We start from the raw sequence: 19,471 nt of genomic DNA, 5'->3' as shown, positions 1-19,471 counted from the left end.
TCATGGCAGGAAAACGGCAATTTTCCTGCTGTGATGGGCGTTAATTATGTTGCCGGGTACCAAACCGCTGCCGATACTGGCCGGGCGTGACGCCAGTGAGCTTGCGGAAAATTTTGCGGAAAGCGGAAGGGTCGCTGTAGCCAATCTCCCAGGCAATCTGATCGACCGAACGATTACTCAGCTCCAGCGCGTCGCGCGCTTTCATAATGCGTGCCTGCTGCAAATAATCCGTTGGCCGCAGGCCGGTCGCTTTCTGGAAATGGCGCAGAAAAGTACGTGGCGTCATGCTTGCCAGCGCCGACATGCTCTCAATGCTGTGCTGCTCGGCGACATGGGCATGAAGATGATGCTGCGCGCGCAGAATCTGGCTATCACCGTGATCGAAATTGGGGATAAATGCCGAATAGGTGCTTTGCTCGCGTCGCGGCGGGTCGATCAGTAAAAAGCGTGAGGTCGCCAGCATGGTGCCGGTGCCGAGCACTTTTTCGATCAGCGTTAAACCCAAATCGGTCCACGCCAAAATCCCACCGGCGGTAATAATGTCACCATCGTCAATCACCATATTTTCCACCGCGACGTCTACCGCAGGAAAACGCTCCGACAGCGTCTGCGCAAAGGCCCAGTGCGTGGTGGCGCGACGGTGATCGATCAGTCCGGTTTCGGCCAGCACAAAGGCACCGGCGCACACCGAACAGAGCGTTACGCCTGCGTTATAAAGCTCACTCATCCAGTCGGCGGGCACCTTCATGGGCACCATTTTCGCTGGCACCACCAGACTTGGCGGCGCAATCACGTGGCTCAGGCGATGTGCTGTATCGGGATGGCTATCCCAGACGCAAACCATATGATCGCTGTGCGCATCGATCTGCCAATGTGAGACACGAATCGTCCGCTTGCGCTCTTCACCCGATATATTCTCGGCCCATTCCGCAGCAATCCTGAACATATCAGTTAAGCCATATATCGCCGCGAGTTGGCAATCGGGATAGATCACCAAGCCAATCTCCGCGACAACGCTGCTTTCGTCAGTTTTTTTCATTTGTCAGTTACGGCCCTTAATGTGTCATATTTGACAATATTAGCCGCTGCCGCTTTCCATAACAATAAGCCCATCGAACGCAGACAATCACATACAGAGGACTTACTCATGAGCAACGGCATCATCACCACCCAAGACGGCACCAAAATCTTTTACAAAGACTGGGGCCCAAAAAACGCCCAACCGGTAGTGTTTCATCACGGCTGGCCGTTAAGCGCCGATGACTGGGATAACCAAATGTTGTTCTTCCTGGCACAAGGTTATCGCGTTATCGCCCACGACCGTCGCGGCCACGGACGTTCCGACCAAACCGATAGCGGCAATGATATGACCACATACGCCGCTGACGTGGCAGAACTGGCCAAAGCGCTGGACCTGCGCAACGCCATCCATATCGGTCACTCTACCGGTGGCGGCGAAGTGGCGCGTTATGTGGCGCATGCCGAAAAAGGTCGCGTGGCGAAAGCAGTGTTGATGGGCGCCGTGCCACCAATCATGTTGCAAACCGCCGCCAATCCTGAAGGTTTGCCAAAAGAGGTGTTTGACGGTTTCCGCTCGGCGCTGGCCGCTAACCGCGCGCAGTTCTTTATCGATGTGCCAGCGGGGCCGTTCTACGGCTTTAACCGTCCGGGTGCGAAAGTGAGCCAGGGTTTGATCGATAACTGGTGGCGTCAGGGCATGGCGGGCGGCGCTAAGGCGCAGTACGACTGTATCGCTGCGTTCTCGGAAACCGATTTTACCGAAGATTTAAAAGCGATCACGGTGCCGGTATTGGTGCTGCACGGGGAAGACGATCAGGTGGTGCCGATTAATGATTCGGCGCATAAGGCGATTAAGCTGCTAAAACAGGGCACGCTGAAAACCTACCCAGGCTTGTCGCACGGTATGTTCGCGACGCATCCTGAGCAGATTAATCCTGATTTGTTGGCGTTTGCGAAAGCGTAAATTACCGAGTTCACGAATCGTAGCGGCGCAATTATTTGCGCGATAAATCGCGCCGCTACAGCATGTGCAATGTATGTTTACGCTAAGCCACCGGTGTAATGCCGGTTTCCCGGCTGTTCGCAGCCGGGAAACCCTGCTTAGCACGCAGCGCAATTCCCAACGCGACCAACAGCAATAGCAGAATCGCCCACGGAAAAGATTGGGAGCCGACATGTTCCAGCAACATTCCGCCGGTCAAACCGCCGAGGGCGATAGCGCTGTTCCAGGTGACGACATTCATGGAGAGCGCGACATCGGCATATTCACCGGCGGCATCTGCCAGAGCCGTTTGCAGCAGCGTCGCGGCACCGCCGAAGGTGAGTCCCCAAACGGCTATGCCCGCATAGATCACGGCGGGTGTTGGCGTACTCAGACCAAAAATCACCGACACCGCAGCAAAGATGGAGAGTGACAGCAGCACCGCTTTGCGCAGATGCGTATCAATGATCTTACCGGTGATGAATATTCCCCCCAATGCCGCCATACCAAAGATCAGCAGCACCACATCCACGCGATCTGCCAGACCGGCTGAAGCAATGAACGGTGCAATGTAGGTATAGAGAATGTTATGCGCCAGCATCCAGGTCAGCACCACACCCAGCACGGCACCTACGCCGGGGAGGCGTAACACTGCGCCGAGCGGCATTTTTTGCGTAGCAGATTGGCCGGGATAGTTCGGCACGGCCAGCAAAATCCAGCCGATAAGAATGAGAGAGAGACCCGACATGGCGGCAAATGTCAGACGCCATCCCAGCAACGAACCCATCCATGTGCCTGCCGGAACACCGAGTGAAAGAGCGATGGGCGTGCCCACCATGGCGAGCGCCAATGCGCGTCCCTGCAGCGATGGAACCACCATTCTTCGCGCATAGCCCGCAATCAGACTCCACGCCAAACCGGCTGACGCACCAGCAAAAAATCGCGCTATTAAGATGATGACAACGTCAGAAGAGACGGCGGTAAGAGTGTTAAATAGCAGAAATCCACACACGGTGCTCAGCAGCACAACCCGGCGCGACCAGCTTCGGGTCAGCAATGTGAGCGGAATCGCGGCCAGTAGCGAACCGGCTGCATAGGCGGTAACCCATTGACCGGCCAGCGAGGGGGAAATATTAAGCCCCTGACTGATTTGTGGTAGCAATCCCGCGGGTATGGTTTCAGTCAGGATGCAGATAAAACCTGCCATTGCGAGCGCCAAAAGCGCCAGGATTGGCAGCCGTTGGGCTTCTTCGTGCTTAAACGTTGAATTCATTATTTAGCCTGCTCTTGATTTGCAACAGCGCCGCGAAGCGCCATGGATATATGTATCGATCGGTATTTATATTGCGGAGGCGAGCTGTGCGTTGTCAATGAATTCTGTATCGATTAGTATAAATGGCGGAGGATGTGATGATGAGAACAGGCAGACCAAGACAATTTGACCGGGATGAAGCGGTGATCAAAGCGATGCACCTTTTCTGGGAAAACGGCTATGAATCAACCTCGCTGGCGCAGCTCAAAGCCTCAATAGGCAAAGGCATCACCGCGCCAAGCTTCTACGCCGCGTTTGGATCGAAAGAGGCACTCTTTGCTGAAGCCGTGAACTGTTATTTGCAAACCCATGCTCAGGTCACGGAAGCTTTGTGGGATACCCGCGTGCCCGCTCGCCAGGCGCTGGAAACCGCGCTGCTCAACTCCGCCAGAATGCAGTACGATCCTGCGCATCCGCGTGGATGCATGGTTGCGCTAAGCGTGATGTCTTCCTGTTCTGAGGAAAATCGCCACGTGCTTAAACCGCTTGAAGCATCGCGCATGCGCACCCGTGAAGGGATAAAGCATTGCGTTGAAAGAGGGATCGGCAGCGGTGAGTTGCGGGATGAGGAGGAGACGCTTTCGCTGGCGGTCAGCTTCAACAGTTTTATGCTGGGGATCTCAACGCTAGCGCGCGATGACGTTCCTCTCCACGAAGTTGAGCGCGGAATCGCACAGATGATGAGATTGTGGGATGCCTCGCGGGCACTCCCACAATCTTAAGTGCGTTACGGTTTGCGCTGCAGCGTAATGCGGGTCAACTCTGAGGGGCGGCCCAAACGCACCGCCATGCCAGGCCACAGCGCGGTGCCGTTGTTGACGTAGAGTTGCATGCCGTCGACCTGATACAAACCCGACACGAAACCCGCGTTGGGTTTGGCAAACAGGCGATCGAAGCCAATAATTAGCCCGCCGTGCGTGTGGCCGGACAGCTGCAAATCGATGTTTTTCAGTGCGTTTTGCCGGGCGTTGCGCGGCTGGTGGTCGAGCAAGATCACCGGAGCGTCTTCCGGCGCACCGGCCAGCGCCAGTTCCAAATTGGGGCCAACTGCGCCACGTCGTGCTGCTGACGTATCCGGCATGCCGGCGATCACCAGCTCGGCGTTATCGCGCTTAATCACCGTATGGCGATTGAGTAACGGCTCCAGACCTAGCGACGCCAGATGTGCGGTCCAGCGCTCCTGCTCAAAGAAATATTCGTGATTGCCGGTGATGGCGAAAACGCCATCGCGGGCGTGTAATCCGCGCAGCGGTTCGACGTCCGCACGACGGTTCTGCAGCGTGCCGTCAATCACATCGCCGGTGACCAGAATCAAGTCAACGTCCAGCGTCATGGCTTTTTGCACCAGCGCGCGCGTCCATTTCTCATTAAAAAGTTTGGTGATGTGCATGTCCGTTAACTGCAACAGTTGATAGCCTTCGAATTCGCGCGGAAGGTTGTCGATCTCAATGGTCACATCTTTGATGGGCGGAACGCGGATAGCCTGATAAACGCCAACCGTGGCAAGAATCAAGGCAAACGCCGCCGCCACATAACGCACCGCGGGTACGATTTCGAACGGATGGCGGAACAACAGTGAAACCAGCGCCACCCCATCAATCACAAACTGCGTCAGCGCGAGGAATAAAACGGCGCTGAAACCCCAGTTGAACAGGATGACGATGGCGCGCGGCATTTCCGGCGAGAACATGCTGCCAGAGGTAAAACGGCTCACCAGCAGATATTGCGAAACCAGCAACACCAGCAGAGAAAGGATGATTTTTAACAGCAAGGGCATGGCTAACGGGAACAAAAATCGGGCGATCACATACCAGCTGGGTATGCTGAAAATCAGATGGAACATCATTCACTTCCCTGGTCTAAGAGCGCTGATTTAGCGCAAAAATTTATCCGCAAAGCACATTACTGACCGCCCTGTTGATAAAACCGCATCATCGGGTGATGCCTTCAGCCAGCGTGGCCATCAGCAATGCCCGACGAGATTCGAGTTCACTAATTTGGCGTTCAATATCCGCCAGTCGCTTATATTGCACAGCCTGAGTTTCCGGGCAGAATGCTGCCCCTTCGATCATGCGCATGCAATCCGGAAAAGAGCAGATTTCGGCAATGCTGAAACCGGTATTGATGAGCCGTTGAATCTGGCGCACCTGGGTTATCGCCTGTGGCGGGAAAAAACGGTATCCATTGCAGGCACGTGTTGAAGTTAGCAGATGATGGCGATCGTAATGACGAATGGCGCGCACGCTCACGCCTGTCTCTCTTGCCAGCTCTCCAATTGATAACTGCATAAGTGACTCCCCATAAAGCGGCTTGACTCTGACATCAGTGTCAAGGTTCAGGATAGCCGGGAATCATTCATTTAAGGAGATTTTTTATGCTGTTACTTTTTAAACGCACACTTTTTAGCGGCGTTCTCATGCTCTTTTCTGCCACGCTGTTTGCCGCTGAGAAGCAGTACACCATTACCGCGCCAGATGGCGTAAGGCTTGCAGTACAGGAATCAGGTAATCCTAATGGTTTACCTATAGTGTTTATTCACGGTTTGCTTGGCAGCCACTTAAACTGGGAAAAACAGATCAGTGATGCGCAGTTACAGCAACGCTATCGGCTGATTACTTTCGATATGCGTGGGCACGGTTTATCCGACAAGCCTGAACAAGAATCAGCTTACCGCGATGGGAAACGCTGGGCCGACGATCTCCGCGCAGTAATTAATCAAAGCCATGCCAATAAGCCGTTATTAGTCGGATGGTCATTGGGCGGGGCGGTGATCACCAACTATCTGGCGGCCTATGGTGACGGTAATATCAGTGGCGCTATCTACGTCGGCGGCGTGGTAGAGCTCAATCCCACGTTGATTCCGGCGCACGACGTATATGGCGCAATGACGGCAAGTGATTTGAAAACACATCTGGATGGCGAGCGGGCCTTTCTGCAGCTGTGTTTTTACCAGCAACCGGACCGCACCACCTTTGAACGCCTGCTGGCCAACGCCGCGCTGGCTGCGTGGCCCATGCAACGAGCGGTGCCCACCATGACCATTGCATTAGAAAAAGGAGTAAAAAATGTGCGTGTGCCGCTGCTGTTCATCTACGGTGAGCATGATGCATTGGTGAATCCTGCTGCATCTCTCGCCAGAGTAAAGCGTATCAATTCGCGCATTCAGATACGGATGTTTGCTGATTCTGGCCATGCGCCATTTATCGAAGAATCTGCGCGTTTTAATCGAACACTGGCAACTTTTGCTTCAGCTTTATAAAGTCTCAGGGCCGCCATCTTCGGCGGCCCTTATCCCGCGTTCACCACGGAGGATGCATGCAACGCCAGCAGCTGTTCGACTACATCATTCAGCACTATCAGGTAGAACCCGATTACCCGTGGAAAAAGCACAGTGAATATGCAGTGCTGCGTCATCCGCGGCACCGCAAATGGTTTGCGCTGGTGTTCCCGCTGGAGAGTCACAAACTCGGTTTACCGGATGGGCCGGAAATTGATGTGATGAACATCAAAGCGCGACCTGAACTGATTGGGTCGCTGCGCCAGTTGCCCGGCGTTTATCCGGCTTACCACATGAACAAAGAGCATTGGCTGAGCATCACGCTGGAGAACGGCTTGCCGGATAGCGAGATTCTGGCGCTGCTGGATGACAGCTTCAGTCTGACGTTTTAGCGCGCGAGCGGCGCGCAGGCATCATGCGCATTAACGTATTGTCTTTGAACAGATAATGGTGCGCCAGCGCGGCCACGGCATGAATGCCGATCAGCCAGTAACCGTAAGGCGCGAGGGTTTCATGCCAGTCCGCAATCATGTCGGCGAAATCCGGATCCGGATCGCCACTCACCGGCATCGGAATGCCAAAAATCCACCAGGTGCGGCCCATATAGAAGCGCGACAAAATGCCCAGCGTGGGCAAGACAATGAAAAACACGTAGATCGCCAGATGCATCAGATGCGCCAGACCGGTTTGCCAGTGCGGCGGCTTGGGCAAAATCGCCGGGCTGCGATGGCGGAAACGCAGCAGGATGCGTGACAGCATAATCACCAGCACACAACTTCCTGCGCTGAAGTGACCAATAATCATGGCAAAGCCTTGCCACGAACCGCGCGTCGCCAGTCCACGAAATTCCATGGTGCAATACGCAGTGACGACCAACAGAAAGGTCAACCAGTGAAGAAAAATCTGCGATGGGGCGTATTTATTGCTCATTTTTAATCCGTAAAAAGGCCTGGCGGGACGGTTACTTTAATGGAAAATGCGCTGAATTAATTCATTATTTGACACATCAGCGACAGCGTTTTTACCTTTCCGCTTCTGTTGCCACCAACAATTGACTCAGCAAGGTTTTCAGCTGCGCTTGCTGCGCTGCATCCAGCGTTTCCAGCAGGCTATTTTGCGTTTGCGTGTGTACCAGCAGGGCTTGCTCGATCTTCGCTAATCCTTCTTCAGTCAGCGCCACCAGCATGCTGCGCTTATCGTCGGGATCGGCAACGCGCACAATCGACCCCACTTCTTCCAGCCGATTGAGGCGATTGGTCATCGCGCCCGATGTCACCAGCAATGATTTATACAGCTGGGTCGGCGATAAGCGATAGGGCGCACCCGCGCGCCGCAGCGTCGCCAGCACATCAAATTCGCCATCGCGAAATCCAAACGGTGCCAGCGCTTCAGCGCGCGTTTTCGCCAGATGTTTCATGATACGCAGCATGCGACCAAATACCGCCATCGACGATGCATCCAGCTCCGGCATCGCGCTGGCCCACTGTTCAACTACAAAATCGACGTGATCGGTCAAATTGATTTCTCCAGATGTTGTTGTTGCCTGTTTGCACAATCCGTAGCGGCGCGATTCATCGCGCAATAAATTGCGCCGCTACGGATTGTGCGGTGATTAATATTCGCCATCTCATCCCCATTTGTTGCTTTGTGCGCATGGGCTGTTGCTGCTGCGAAAATTATCTTAACGTTAAGATACTTTTAATGAGCATGGAGATGCAAAGTGAATCGTACTTTACCTGCGGTTGGGATGTTTGCCTTACTGGTTTTTGTTATCGCACTGAATTTGCGGCCGATTATGGCGGCGATGGGACCGCTCTTTCCACTCCTGCAGCGCGACGCGCAGCTCAGCGCCACGCAGCTTAGCCTGCTGACCACGTTGCCGGTCATCATGATGGGATTGGCGGCGCTGGCCGGGCCGCTGCTGTTGCGCCGGCTCGGCGAAGTACGCGGTATCGCTGCCGGATTGCTGTTGCTGGCGCTGGCGAGCGTCGCGCGTGGGTTCGAGCAATCTGCCACAGCGTTGATTACCAGCGCGCTGGTGGCGGGGTGCGGTATCGGATTGATTCAGGCCTTAATGCCAGCGCAGATCAAACGTCACTTTGGTGCGAAAGCAGGCACGCTGATGGCGCTGTTCACCACCGGAATTATGGCGGGCGCAGCGATTGCCGCCGCCAGCGCCGCACCATTGGCGAAATCGCAAGGTTTAGCGTTAACGCTGGCAATTCCTGTTGTCCCCGCAGTCATCGCGCTGTTGCTGTGGTTGACGTTTTCACGCGGCGTAACGCCAATGCAAAGCAGCCAGGCTCCACGCACTGCTCGCTCACCGCGAGCCTGGCTGTTGATGATCTTCTTTGGCATTGGCACCGGCGCGTACACCTTGGTGCTGGCGTGGCTGCCGCCATTTTACATGCAGCACGGCTGGCAACCTGAACAAAGTGGCTATGTGCTGGGCGCGCTCACGCTGACGGAAGTTGCCGCGGGTTTTGTGCTGTCGGCGTTGATTCATCGCTTCCGCGATCGTCGCCGTCCGTTGCTGGTGGTGTTAACTTTGATTCTGCTGGGCTTGATCAGTCTGCTGTGGCTTGGTGGGGCGCAGGCGTGGTTGCCTACATTGCTGCTCGGATTAGGCATTGGCGCGCTGTTCCCGCTCTCACTGATCGTCACGCTCGATCACGCGCACACGCCGGAAGAAGCGGGCGCATTGCTATCCTTCGTGCAGGGCGGCGGTTATTTGCTGGCGGCGTTGATGCCGCTGATCGCTGGCATCGTGCGTGACCGCGCCGCCTCGCTCGATAGCGCGTGGATAATCATGAGCGTAGGCATTATGTTGCTGATGGTGATGGCGCTGCGGTTTAAAACGCAGCGATAATCGCGTAATGCTCGTCAGTTAAGACATGAAAACCCCTCATTACCGAGAGCACACATTGTAGCGGCGCAATTCATTGCGCGATAAATCGCGCCGCTACGGAAGGTGCGGTGATTCGATACGGCGCTTAACTGATCGGCATTAAGCGATAATCGTGCGGCAATCAATGTGATAAAACGTGGGACAATTTTTTCACGCAGGTTCGTCATTTATGACAGCCTGCAAACCAAGGAGCAACCATGTCGCCACAAGTGGGAATCGGCGTTTTAGTTTTCCGCGATGGAAAACTGTTATTAGGGCAACGCAAAGGCAGCCACGGCGCGGGCGACTGGTCTGCGCCGGGCGGGCATCTGGAGTTTGGCGAATCGCCGGAAGCCTGCGCGCGTCGCGAAGTGCTGGAAGAAACTGGCTTACAGCTTGGTAAACTGCAAAACGGCGCATTCGTTAGCGATGTGTTTCCCGAGGTCAACAAGCACTACATTACGCTACTGATGGTGGCGCAGGACGTAATCGGTGAACCACAACTGATGGAGCCTGAAAAGTGCCACGGCTGGCAATGGTTCGCACCAGAGAATCTGCCGCAACCGCTGTTTGCGCCGCTGCGCACATGGATGGCACGCGACGGATTGGCGGCGCTGCAGGCGTTGGCAAAATCCACTTAGAGCACCAGCTTCATCACCGTAACATCTTGATCAGCAATCTCGCGCTGCTCCACATCCTGCCAGCCGAAGCGGCGATAGAGCGCTTGTTGATCCGGCGTATACAGCCACAACGCGGTGATCCCACGCTGACGCGCTTCGGTAATTAAGCGCGTCACCAGGCCACTCGCCAACCCTTTTCCACGGTGTGTTGCGGCAGTAATGACTTCGCCGAGCCAAAACTCGCGCTCGGCGATATCGTGCAGTTCGTAATGGATAATGCTGGCGGTCGCCATCAATTCGCCATCGCTTGTGGTGGCCACCAGCGTCAGCGTTTTGGCCTCGGCGGCATTGCGCGCCTGTAATCGCTGCTCAATCACTGCCGCATCGCGCCAGTTGGGGAAATCTGACCATTCTTGATGCAGCATTTGCGTCACCGCATCCAAAAACTGTGGCTGTTGTGCCAGCAGGCTGATGTGCATTCCGATTCCTAAAAGGTGGCAGGCGAGAGTGACAACATAGCGATTAGTGATTGATATTGCCAAGTAAACTGCGTTCGATAATAGCGCCGGGCATCATCTGCTGAATACCTTGCTCCAGCATATCGCCCGCATGTTGCAATGCTTCGAGTGGCATCGCCGGTAATCGCTCCAGCACAAACCACATCTGCGTTTGCTCAATACTGAGACGCGTGCGCACACCTTGTCGCCAGTTCCAGCGACGACAGGTTACGCCTGCGTCATCCCGCCACACCACTTCGCCAGGTTCGGGAGATTCATGGCTCAAGACGCCTTCTTTATAGACATCGAAGGGTTCGCTGCCATCGGCGCACGTCAGCCGCGGGTTCCCCACGTAAGCGGCCACATTCTCACCACCAACCGGAATGGCGAAACGAATGCTCACCGCATTGTAGAGATCCACGATTGGATCGATGGCTGCCATTGATCCGTCGCGCTGCACGCGCTTGCGCAAGGCATCTGCCGAACAGGGCGTACGTTTCGGTTTGGCACCAAAATGTTTGAACATTTCCGTCCATTGCGTCAGATGTGCTTCAGCCCACGGAAAATCATCCTGCAGCATATCGCGACAAGCTTGTACGAGGGCTTCTTTACCAACTTGCGGACGCAACACTGGCGCAGCCTGAACTAAAATGCTGAGCGCGGTAAAGTCTGGCGCTAAAGCAGAAACGGAAGGATCGATTGACGGGCTTAAGGCGAACATAACATAATCCTGTAATGACTAATTTATTCCATGATAGTGACCGATGAAGACAAAAGTCAATAAATTGACCGAAGCAGGTTCTGATATCGACTATGTCAGCGCCGCCGTTTCAGCCAGCGTCAAAAGTTTCCGCCAACAGCAAAAACTGTCGCTGGATGAGCTCTCGCGCCGCGCGGGCGTCAGTAAAGGAATGTTAGTTGAGATTGAAAAGGGCAGCGCGAATCCCAGCATCGCCATTTTGTGCAAAGTGGCGGCAGCGCTAGGAATATCGGTGGCCGATATTGTGAATGTCACCGCCGATCCGCTGGCGCATCTGGTTGCTGAAGAGGACATTCCAATACTTTGGCAAGGGGACAAGGGCGGTACGGCGCGTTTGCTGGCGGGCACGCAAGGCCCGGATATGATCGAGCTATGGCGTTGGGAGATGTTCCCCGGCGAACAGTTCGCCTCGCCGGGCCATCCGCAGCGCACTTACGAGCTGCTGCATGTCGAGCAAGGTGAACTTACGTTGACGGTTGATGAACAGCAGTTGCAGGTGCCGCGCGGCAGTTCAGCGGTGGCGAAAACCGCCGCACCGCACAGTTATGCGAACCTCGGCGAACTGCCGCTGGTTTTCACCATGGTAGTCGCCGAAATTCACAGTTAACCCACTTCGTTCGCCAGCGCCACCGCATCTTCGCCAGCTGGAATGCGCATCGGAGCATGCGGATCGGTCGCCGCACGCCACACCGCTTCCGCCACATCCAGCGCCTTGGTGGTCGGTTGTGGCTGCTGCATCGCGCTGAACACGCCATCTAACAGCGGCTGATGCGGCTCAAGCTGCGTGTTTTCCATGCGCGGCGAATCGCGCCTGACCACGCTTGTGCAGTTGGTGATGGATGAGTGCCGCGCACAGCGTCCGGCGCGTCATGTGGTACTGGAACGCTTGCTAGAGCTGCTGTTAATCGAAGCGCTGCGATCAATGCCGATCTGCAATGCGTGTCCGGGCGTGATGAGCGGTTAGCTGACGAACGGCTGGCGGCGGCAATCCGCGCCATTCATGCCAATCCTGCGCACAGCTGGACGATGGCCGAACTGGCGAAAGCCGCCGCGCTGTCACGCTCCTCTTTCTTTGTGCGTTTCCGCGAAGTGGTTGGCGTGGCGCCGATGGTCTACCTGCTGACGTGGCGCATGGCGCTGGCGAAAAATCTGCTGCGCGGTAAAAGCATGGCGGTAGCCAAAGTGGCAGAGCGCGTCGGCTATCAATCCGCCAGCGCCTTCAGCGTGGCATTCAGTCGCTATGTCGGCCAGCCGCCTGCGTGGTTCGCCGCCGAAGAGGATGTTTAGCGATACGGCTTCAAATTGCCGGTTAAAAGGGTAATTTTTTTCTTTGGACCGATCAAACCGATCGCCACCAACTCAATCTGATCGCTGTGCGCGTCAGCAATACGATCGCCATACTCTTCGTACGTTTTGCAGGATTGCGCCAGCGGCGCGTAGATGACGCCGGGATAATCAACGCCATCCTGGCTTTGCTGATTCGGCCCCACCAAATTTCCTGGTAATTTGCCAAAACTAATGCCGATAATGCTGGCAGCGTTAATTGCCAATCCGGCGGGCAGTTGCTGATCAATCAAGATGGTGCAGCGATGGGTGTTTGCGTCGAAATCCATGTTGAGTATTTCACCTTGAGTGGGAATGCAAAAGTAAGCGATCGCTGGAGTATAAATTCCGCACATTTTGTAGCGGCGCGATTTATCGCGCAGTTGGAGATGCAGAGTATGTTTGTACTGCAGGAATTAAAGGGATTAGCGGCCTGGCCTTTGGCTGAATAAAAGATTCGAATAAATCACAATGAATTCATGAGAGTTTTATTAAATCCCATATAGCTTACTTGATGTTTCAATATCATCATCTTTACGACTATTAGATCCGGATAATTATAAAATCACCCTGGCTTAATTCCTAAATCCTTTCTCCCACCTCACAAATCCTTAACTCAAACTGGACGCTTGCCAGCTAAAGCGTAGATACTCATTTCACCCGATTTCAAACATTAAAAAGCTGAAACAAAATAATTCGATTACTTAAACAAACCTAAAGCGCAACGGTAATAATCCGTGCGCGTATTGTCTTTTCTCTGTTGAGGAAAACATTGTGTTTAAATTAAATCCGGTGTTACTAAGCCTTGTGGTTGCGCAAGGCGTGATGTTCCCTGTGTTGCCGACAACGGCTGCGATATTAAAGCCTTATACGCCTGAAATTAATGACAATAAAGTTGGTGCTTACTGTTTATGTAATGGCAGCACGCAAACGCTGAGCGGATTGCCGCAGTTCGCGCCGGGTGAAAACGGTACGGGCAGCGTAACGATTGGTGAGTTGCGCAATATTGGGCGAATTATCAATGACAACGTGATTGGCGCGGCGCGGCTGCAAATCGGTGCGCAGAATTACGCTATTGGCATCCCCAATTACGAAGAAAATACCTACACCACCTATCAGGTATTTAATACTGCAGAACTGGTTGATTTACCTGCTGTAGGTCTGGATACCGTCGTGCCAGATTATTTTGATGTAAACGACAAACAATATATCAACGCGCGTGTCGCTTCCGTCAGTAATGGCACGCTGAATATCGATATTGGCAAGCATAACGCGGCGACGACTTCCTCCAGTAATAGCTGGTCGATGGCGGCGAAGCAAAGCCAGTTATTTACCGCCAGCAAAAAAGGCAATTTGAACTGGAATTCCAATAACCGTATCGCCTTCACCGCCGGCACCACGCCGTACGGTGGAGATCGCCTGGCTTACGATGTCGGCAACGTGGTGGAATACGCGGGTGTGTTTACCGTCAACACGCTGGATGGCGGCACTAGCACGTTCAACGTCACCAATCTCAATGAACTTCGCAATTACAACGACTGGCTGATCGATCAGCTCTCCAACGCCAACCTCAGCACCGAAAGTTACAACACAGAATTCAATAAAGCCTACGCGCTGCGCGAAGGGCGCGTGGTGTATCGCATGAGCACCAACAACTTCGATGATGAAGTGGCGCTACCGATATTCGATCAGGTGGTGCTCAGCGCCGATGGTCCGAAGGCAACAGTGAAAATCAATCGCGGCAAAACGCTGGAAGTGGTGAACAGCAACAGCGCGGTGATGCGTGCCAGCAACGGGGCGAAGGCGATAGTCGATGGCAAACTCGCCAGCACCGGTTCTGGCCTCGAGTTGCTTAGCGGCGCGCGCGGCTTCAACAACGGCGTTATTAACGCCGGTTTTCTTAATAACGCCAATGGCAAAGGCGTCGATAGCAGCACGGTTGGCGCGGGCGGCAGCGCGGTCGACGTCAGTTATGAAAGTCGCTTTATCAATCGTGGCGTGATCAACCTGCAACCCGGCGCGGGCTTCAGTACCGGCATCAATGCCTACAACAGCAAAGTGGTTAACCACGGCAACATCAACGTTGGCGTCAGCGATGTCAGCAGCGGCGGCACGGCAGCGGGCGTATTGCTGAGCAGCGACGGCAAAGGCGGTTTCGTTAACGCCAAAGACGGCATCATCTACATCGGGCGCACGCCGCAAAATCGCAAAAATGATCCCTCCGAAGATGTCGCCGTCAATCTGGATGGCGGCGCCAGCGGCATCTATCAATTTCTTGATTCAAAAGCCGTGAATAATGGCCACATCGTGATTGGATCCAAAGTGCAAAACGCGGCAGGGATGAAGGTGGAACTCGCGCCTCACGCGGTCACGCTGAACAATGGCGTCATCGACGTTAACGGCAAGGCGCAAGTTCAACCCGCCGAGAACGTGGGCATGTTGGTGCTGGATTCTGGCAGCCTTGGCAAGGTTGGCAATATCGGCACCATCAATGTCAACGGCTACAACAGCACTGGCCTAAAAGTCATCGCGCGCGATGGCAATGACTCCGTGGCATTTTCCAGCGGCGCGATCAACGTGCCTGGCGATGGCGATCGGTTTGTTAATTCCTTTAACACGGCGGTATGGGTGAAGGGCGATTCGGGCGGCACGGCTTACGCGAAACTGACCGGGCCGATCAGACTCGGCGGAAACTCGAATATTGGTATTCGTGCCGAAGGGCTTGCGGTGGTTGATGTCAGCGCTAATGCGGTGCCGGTATCCGTGCCTGATCCCAACGTGTATACCGCACGGCATATCAGTTTTTACACCCTTGGCCCCAACGCCAGAATCAACTTGCCCGCCAACGGCAGCTACAGCACCACCGTGCCGTACGGCAATATTTTCCGCGTTGCAGATGGGGCAGATTTTGACGGCACCGGCCGCACGCTTTCCATGACCAACTCGTTCGCCACGGGCGTGTACGGCAGCGGTGAGTTCACCGACGTCAACACCAATGGCGCGACCTTCAACGTTGCCGGCAATTACGCGCGTGCTATTGAGATCAGTGACGGCGCGCATGCCACCATTGATGCGGCGACCCGCATCAGGCTGCTCAGCAATGGCGCGACCGGCGCGGTGGCGGATGGCAATAAATTCACCCTGACAGGCGACCCGATCAATCCGCAAACCCAGTTCAATCCGGACACGCTGCTGGTCAACCATGCGGCGCTCAGCGGCGTTGCTGACAATCAGCAGGCGCTGGTTGTCAGCAATCACGCCCAGTTGATCAATACCGGCGACATTACCTTAGGCGGTCAGAGCACCAACGGTATTTATGCGCAAAATGGTGCCTTTGCCTTCAACCGTGGCGATGTCACCGTGACGCGCAGCAGCACCGGTCTGTATGCGTATGGCAATCCCGAATACACCGATGGCGTAACGCCGACGGAAGTTATCAATATCGGCTTGCTCAATGTGTATAACGTGGATTCCGAGAGTTTTTCTCCCAGCCGAGGATTGATCTCTTATCACGAGCTGGCGCGCTTCTATCAAAACGGCACCATCAATTTGTTTGGCTCAAACGCGCTGGCGGGCGCGGTGTTTGCCGGTGGACTGCTTGATTTAGGTGATGGCAATAGCGTGGTGTATCACGACAGGAACCAATACGGATTTCGCGCGGCGGATCCCGGCACGCGTTTGATCAGCCACGGCGGCAGCGTTGATGTCAGCACTGAAAACTCAAGGCTATACGAGATTGTCAACGGCGCGTGGCTGTATGCCGAAACGCCAGGCAATGTAACGCTCAGCGGGGAAAACAGCACTGGCATGGAGGTGAGCGGATACGACGCGATGGTTTCCCGCACCGACAATTACACCGTGACCGGCAAAAATGCCACCGTGATGCGCGTCAGCGGCAGCGCCGAGGGCGTGATCACCAGCGGCATTGCCCTGAATGGCGAAAACGGCACCGCGGCGGTGGTCGGCGGCGATGAGTCGGAAATCTACGCCGCCTCGCAAATCATCGGTAACGGCAGCAATAGCACCGCTTTTGATGTGAGCGGTGGCGCACGGTTGTTTAATCAGTATCAAGGCGTCGTCGATCTCACCGGACCAAACAGCACCGGCGCGCGCGTGCATGACGGCGGTAACTTCATTAACCGTGGCAGCATGCGTATCGCGTCGGGCATCGGTGTGGATGTCAGCAGCGGCTACGGCCAATACGTACCGGTGGACAGTTCCCTGCGCGTTGATGACGGCACCGCAGCGTTACGCGTTGGCAACGGCGGCTGGCTGAAAATCTACGGCGACGGGCAGGGCGCGAGCAATATTTATGCGATGGGCAAAGCCGATGGCTTGTTGCTGGATAATGGCGCGCAGGGCTTTGAAGCCAACGACATCATTCTCGGCGCTTATGGCAGCGGCAGCGTAATCAACAACCGCGCGGAAACCAGCAATATCTCGCTGGATAACGTGATGCTTGATGTGAGCGGCGGCAACGGCGTGCGTTCGGCGACCTCGTTTGATCCCAATGGTCGCGCGTTGATCAACGTCAGCGGTGGTGCTACCGGTTATCGCTTCGAAAATGCCGATGGCTCAACCACCAGCAACGATCTGGTGATCGGCAAGGATTACGCCATTCTGGTTTCCGGCCAGGGTACCGGCGTTCGCGCGAACACCAGCGGCAAGGTGATTTCGCAGGGCTCAATTGGCATTCGCGATTTCAACGGCGGTTCGGCGATCGTCACCAGCACCGCCAGCCAGGTGATCAATCAGGGTTCGATTGCCTCACTCAGCCGCGTCTCTCCGCTGATCGATTTGCGCGGTGGCGACACGGTATTTATCAACCAGGGCACCATCTCCGCGCCGTTCCCGGATCAGGTCGTCGTAGCCGGAGGCGCAGGCAATGATGTCATCGCGCTGCTCGATGGTGCGGTGGTCGGCGATGTGAATACCGGCAGCGGCAGCGATGAATTGGTGGTGACCGGCGGCACGCTGAACGGCAGCCTGACGATGGGCAATGGTGCGGCGAATCAGGCGACGGTGCAGAGAGTCAGCCTGGCCGATACCCGTCACATCACCACCGAAAACGGCGCAGGCAGCACGCTCAATCTCAGCGAACTGACGGCGCGCGGCGGCTCGTTTAGCCGCGATAATGCCAGCAAAGGCACTAACCTCGGCGCGGGCTGGAGCACGCTCAACTTCTTCGCCACCCAATGGACGCTAACCGACAACATCAAGCTGGCGCACAGCACCATCAATATCGACGCCGGCAGTACGCTGTTTGCCGGTGATAACGTCAATCCGCTGCTGCAAGGCGCGACCAATGATTCGCTGGTGATAAATAACGCCGGTACGCTGGATCTCACTAACGGCGGCAATGCGGCGGCGAATGTTTTAACCATTGATGGCGAACTGGCATCGGCGGGCGGCAGCCTGAAACTCAACTCCTCCGCCACGCAGAGCGACAACCTGCGCGTAAACGGCAATGTGTCGGGCACCACCTTGATCGACGATACGCTGATCGGCGGCCCGCAGCTGGATAGCAATCGCGATGGCGTGATTGCCGCCAGCGAAGGTGTGTCGCTGGCGCAGGTAACCGGCAGCGCCAGCGCAACCAGTTTTGCGCTCAAGAGCGGCTATGTGGCGTCCGGGCCGTGGCAATATGGTTTAGCCAGCTTCGCGCCGGGCAGTTCAACATCCGGTGCGTGGGATTATCGACTCGCTAACACCTTTGTCTGTGAAGACGGTTCGCTGTGCCAGCCACAAGCGGGCAGCAATCAGCGTGCCGCGCGGCTGGCCGTGACGCCGCAGGTGCCGTCCTACATCTCCGCGCCGGTGGGTTTGGCGTATTACTCGCTGGCGGTGACCGACGATCTGCATAAACGTCTCGGCGAACTGCATCAGCAGCAAACCGCGTCCGATGCCGTGGGCGGCGAGATGTTTATCCGCTATCTCGGCTCCAACCTGAAATATCAAAGCAATCGCGGTTTGGCCGATTACGGCTACGACTTCGATCTGGATTACAGCGCGGTACAGCTGGGCGGCAACGTACTGCGCGCAGACGGCCCGCAAGACAGCTTGCGCGGCGGCGTGGCCTACACGCGCGGTAATACGCGCATTCGCCCTCACGCAGCCGACGGTTACAGCTCTACCAGTTTCGACAGCGATAGCATTTCGCTGTACGGCACCTGGCTGCGCGACAGCGGATTCTACCTCGATGGCTCGCTGAGTTGGGGTTGGTATCGCGGTGAAACCGACATCGCCCGGCAGAAAGAGGTGGCAACACCGAAAGGCAAAGGCTGGACGGCGTCGGTGGAATCGGGCTATCCGTTCACCTTCGCCAACGGCGTGCGCCTCGAACCGCAGGCGCAAATCACCTGGCTGCAGATGAAGATGGACAGCTTCACCGATCAAGATCGCACGCGCGTGTCGTACAACGATTACGATCAAACCATCGGCCGACTCGGCGCGCGCCTCGATCGCACCTGGCTGGACGCCAGCCAGAATGCCTACACGCCGTACGTTCGCGCCAACTACTACAAAGGCTGGGGCGGCACCGCGAAAACTAAAATCGGTGCGGCGGATACTGAAGACAGTCAAATCTTCGAAAGTGGCAAGTTTGGCCAGATGTGGGATGTCGGCTTAGGCGGCAGCGCCACGCTGAATAAGGATGTTGCGCTGTATGCCGAAGCGGAATACCGCAAAGAGATCGACGGCAACGGCGCCAAAGGCTGGCGCTATAACGCGGGCGTGAGGTGGTCGTTTTAAAATTCAGCCTGTCCATCGCGCATGCTGGAGTGCGTCAATATAA

At 55.6% G+C, this 19,471-nt stretch carries 21 protein-coding genes; 10 read left to right on the top strand and 11 right to left on the bottom strand.

The window, feature by feature from the left end; translation table 11 throughout:
- Positions 1-40 precede the first annotated feature (40 nt).
- The gene (locus ACFQW4_RS01860) at positions 41-1,039 is read right to left on the bottom strand and encodes a GlxA family transcriptional regulator (RefSeq protein WP_377723424.1); all 999 of its coding nucleotides are present in this window, start codon (positions 1,037-1,039) and stop codon (positions 41-43) included.
- Positions 1,040-1,147: 108 nt separating this feature from the next.
- Here ACFQW4_RS01860 and ACFQW4_RS01855 point away from each other — a divergent pair, with 108 nt between their 5' ends.
- A complete protein-coding gene (locus tag ACFQW4_RS01855) occupies positions 1,148-1,984 on the top strand; it encodes an alpha/beta fold hydrolase (protein WP_217548095.1) in 837 nt (278 codons plus the stop codon).
- Between the two features lie 82 nt (positions 1,985-2,066).
- Here the strand turns inward: ACFQW4_RS01855 and ACFQW4_RS01850 are convergent, their stop codons facing one another.
- Positions 2,067-3,275, bottom strand: a complete 1,209-nt coding sequence (locus ACFQW4_RS01850) for an MFS transporter (protein WP_377723421.1) — start codon at positions 3,273-3,275, stop codon at positions 2,067-2,069.
- A 137-nt stretch (positions 3,276-3,412) separates the two neighbouring features.
- Between ACFQW4_RS01850 and ACFQW4_RS01845 the strand changes: the two genes are divergently transcribed.
- A complete protein-coding gene (locus ACFQW4_RS01845; RefSeq protein ID WP_101761774.1) occupies positions 3,413-4,036 on the top strand; it encodes a TetR/AcrR family transcriptional regulator in 624 nt (207 codons plus the stop codon).
- A 5-nt stretch (positions 4,037-4,041) separates the two neighbouring features.
- On the opposite strand, the gene ACFQW4_RS01840 is transcribed toward ACFQW4_RS01845, so the two are convergent.
- Positions 4,042-5,157: a metallophosphoesterase gene (locus ACFQW4_RS01840; RefSeq protein WP_377723987.1), complete on the bottom strand. Its 1,116-nt coding sequence runs from the start codon at positions 5,155-5,157 to the stop codon at positions 4,042-4,044.
- Positions 5,158-5,245: 88 nt separating this feature from the next.
- Positions 5,246-5,602: a MerR family transcriptional regulator gene (locus tag ACFQW4_RS01835; RefSeq protein WP_110866970.1), complete on the bottom strand. Its 357-nt coding sequence runs from the start codon at positions 5,600-5,602 to the stop codon at positions 5,246-5,248.
- Positions 5,603-5,688: 86 nt separating this feature from the next.
- Here ACFQW4_RS01835 and ACFQW4_RS01830 point away from each other — a divergent pair, with 86 nt between their 5' ends.
- On the top strand, positions 5,689-6,573 hold the full coding sequence (locus ACFQW4_RS01830; RefSeq protein WP_377723419.1) for an alpha/beta fold hydrolase: 885 nt from the start codon (positions 5,689-5,691) through the stop codon (positions 6,571-6,573).
- 56 nt (positions 6,574-6,629) lie between these two features.
- Entirely contained in the window at positions 6,630-6,983 is a 354-nt protein-coding gene (locus ACFQW4_RS01825; RefSeq protein WP_377723417.1) for an MmcQ/YjbR family DNA-binding protein, read from the top strand.
- Here the strand turns inward: ACFQW4_RS01825 and cybB are convergent.
- Together cybB and ACFQW4_RS01815 are read right to left on the bottom strand one after the other, a co-directional pair.
- Positions 6,967-7,521 (bottom strand): cytochrome b561, encoded by a 555-nt coding sequence (gene cybB, locus ACFQW4_RS01820; RefSeq protein WP_110866967.1) that lies wholly within the window; start codon positions 7,519-7,521, stop codon positions 6,967-6,969. The two genes, ACFQW4_RS01825 and cybB, sit on opposite strands and share 17 nt — an antisense overlap.
- Positions 7,522-7,612: 91 nt before the next feature.
- Positions 7,613-8,107, bottom strand: a complete 495-nt coding sequence (locus ACFQW4_RS01815; RefSeq protein ID WP_101761421.1) for a MarR family winged helix-turn-helix transcriptional regulator — start codon at positions 8,105-8,107, stop codon at positions 7,613-7,615.
- 204 nt (positions 8,108-8,311) lie between these two features.
- On the opposite strand from ACFQW4_RS01815, the gene ACFQW4_RS01810 reads away from it, so the two are divergent.
- Positions 8,312-9,460 (top strand): MFS transporter, encoded by a 1,149-nt coding sequence (locus tag ACFQW4_RS01810; RefSeq protein WP_271460354.1) that lies wholly within the window; start codon positions 8,312-8,314, stop codon positions 9,458-9,460.
- Positions 9,461-9,474: 14 nt separating this feature from the next.
- Here the strand turns inward: ACFQW4_RS01810 and ACFQW4_RS01805 are convergent, their stop codons facing one another.
- Positions 9,475-9,666, bottom strand: coding sequence for a hypothetical protein (locus ACFQW4_RS01805; protein ID WP_377723414.1), 192 nt, complete (start codon positions 9,664-9,666; stop codon positions 9,475-9,477).
- A 30-nt stretch (positions 9,667-9,696) separates the two neighbouring features.
- Here ACFQW4_RS01805 and ACFQW4_RS01800 point away from each other — a divergent pair, with 30 nt between their 5' ends.
- Positions 9,697-10,119, top strand: a complete 423-nt coding sequence (locus tag ACFQW4_RS01800; RefSeq protein ID WP_377723411.1) for an NUDIX hydrolase — start codon at positions 9,697-9,699, stop codon at positions 10,117-10,119.
- Here the strand turns inward: ACFQW4_RS01800 and ACFQW4_RS01795 are convergent.
- On the bottom strand, positions 10,116-10,577 hold the full coding sequence (locus ACFQW4_RS01795; RefSeq protein WP_377723409.1) for a GNAT family N-acetyltransferase: 462 nt from the start codon (positions 10,575-10,577) through the stop codon (positions 10,116-10,118). The genes ACFQW4_RS01800 and ACFQW4_RS01795 overlap by 4 nt on opposite strands.
- Before the next feature lie 43 nt (positions 10,578-10,620).
- The gene (locus ACFQW4_RS01790) at positions 10,621-11,316 is read right to left on the bottom strand and encodes a B3/4 domain-containing protein (protein WP_377723407.1); all 696 of its coding nucleotides are present in this window, start codon (positions 11,314-11,316) and stop codon (positions 10,621-10,623) included.
- A gap of 43 nt (positions 11,317-11,359) precedes the next feature.
- Here ACFQW4_RS01790 and ACFQW4_RS01785 point away from each other — a divergent pair, with 43 nt between their 5' ends.
- Positions 11,360-11,962 carry a helix-turn-helix domain-containing protein gene (locus ACFQW4_RS01785; protein ID WP_377723405.1) on the top strand — a complete coding sequence of 201 codons (603 nt, stop codon included), beginning with the start codon at positions 11,360-11,362 and terminating at the stop codon, positions 11,960-11,962.
- On the opposite strand, the gene ACFQW4_RS01780 is transcribed toward ACFQW4_RS01785, so the two are convergent.
- Positions 11,959-12,150: a hypothetical protein gene (locus tag ACFQW4_RS01780; protein ID WP_377723403.1), complete on the bottom strand. Its 192-nt coding sequence runs from the start codon at positions 12,148-12,150 to the stop codon at positions 11,959-11,961. The two genes, ACFQW4_RS01785 and ACFQW4_RS01780, sit on opposite strands and share 4 nt — an antisense overlap.
- Between ACFQW4_RS01780 and ACFQW4_RS01775 the strand changes: the two genes are divergently transcribed.
- Both ACFQW4_RS01775 and ACFQW4_RS01770 read left to right on the top strand, forming a co-directional pair.
- A complete protein-coding gene (locus ACFQW4_RS01775) occupies positions 12,149-12,319 on the top strand; it encodes a cupin domain-containing protein (RefSeq protein WP_225608252.1) in 171 nt (56 codons plus the stop codon). The genes ACFQW4_RS01780 and ACFQW4_RS01775 overlap by 2 nt on opposite strands.
- The gene (locus tag ACFQW4_RS01770; protein WP_377723401.1) at positions 12,295-12,642 is read left to right on the top strand and encodes a helix-turn-helix domain-containing protein; all 348 of its coding nucleotides are present in this window, start codon (positions 12,295-12,297) and stop codon (positions 12,640-12,642) included. Before ACFQW4_RS01775 ends, ACFQW4_RS01770 begins: the two co-directional genes overlap by 25 nt.
- Here the strand turns inward: ACFQW4_RS01770 and ACFQW4_RS01765 are convergent.
- Entirely contained in the window at positions 12,639-12,968 is a 330-nt protein-coding gene (locus ACFQW4_RS01765; RefSeq protein WP_377723398.1) for a DUF2000 domain-containing protein, read from the bottom strand. The two genes, ACFQW4_RS01770 and ACFQW4_RS01765, sit on opposite strands and share 4 nt — an antisense overlap.
- Positions 12,969-13,452: 484 nt before the next feature.
- Between ACFQW4_RS01765 and ACFQW4_RS01760 the strand changes: the two genes are divergently transcribed.
- Entirely contained in the window at positions 13,453-19,428 is a 5,976-nt protein-coding gene (locus tag ACFQW4_RS01760; protein ID WP_377723395.1) for an autotransporter outer membrane beta-barrel domain-containing protein, read from the top strand.
- The last annotated feature ends 43 nt before the right edge of the window (positions 19,429-19,471 follow it).

Origin of the sequence: Pantoea sp. GCM10028869, from assembly GCF_042666835.1 — a bacterium.
Lineage (GTDB): Bacteria > Pseudomonadota > Gammaproteobacteria > Enterobacterales > Enterobacteriaceae > Pantoea > Pantoea leporis.
The sequence above is the reverse complement of the archived record's forward strand: the minus strand, read 5'-3'. Positions and strand labels throughout refer to the sequence as shown.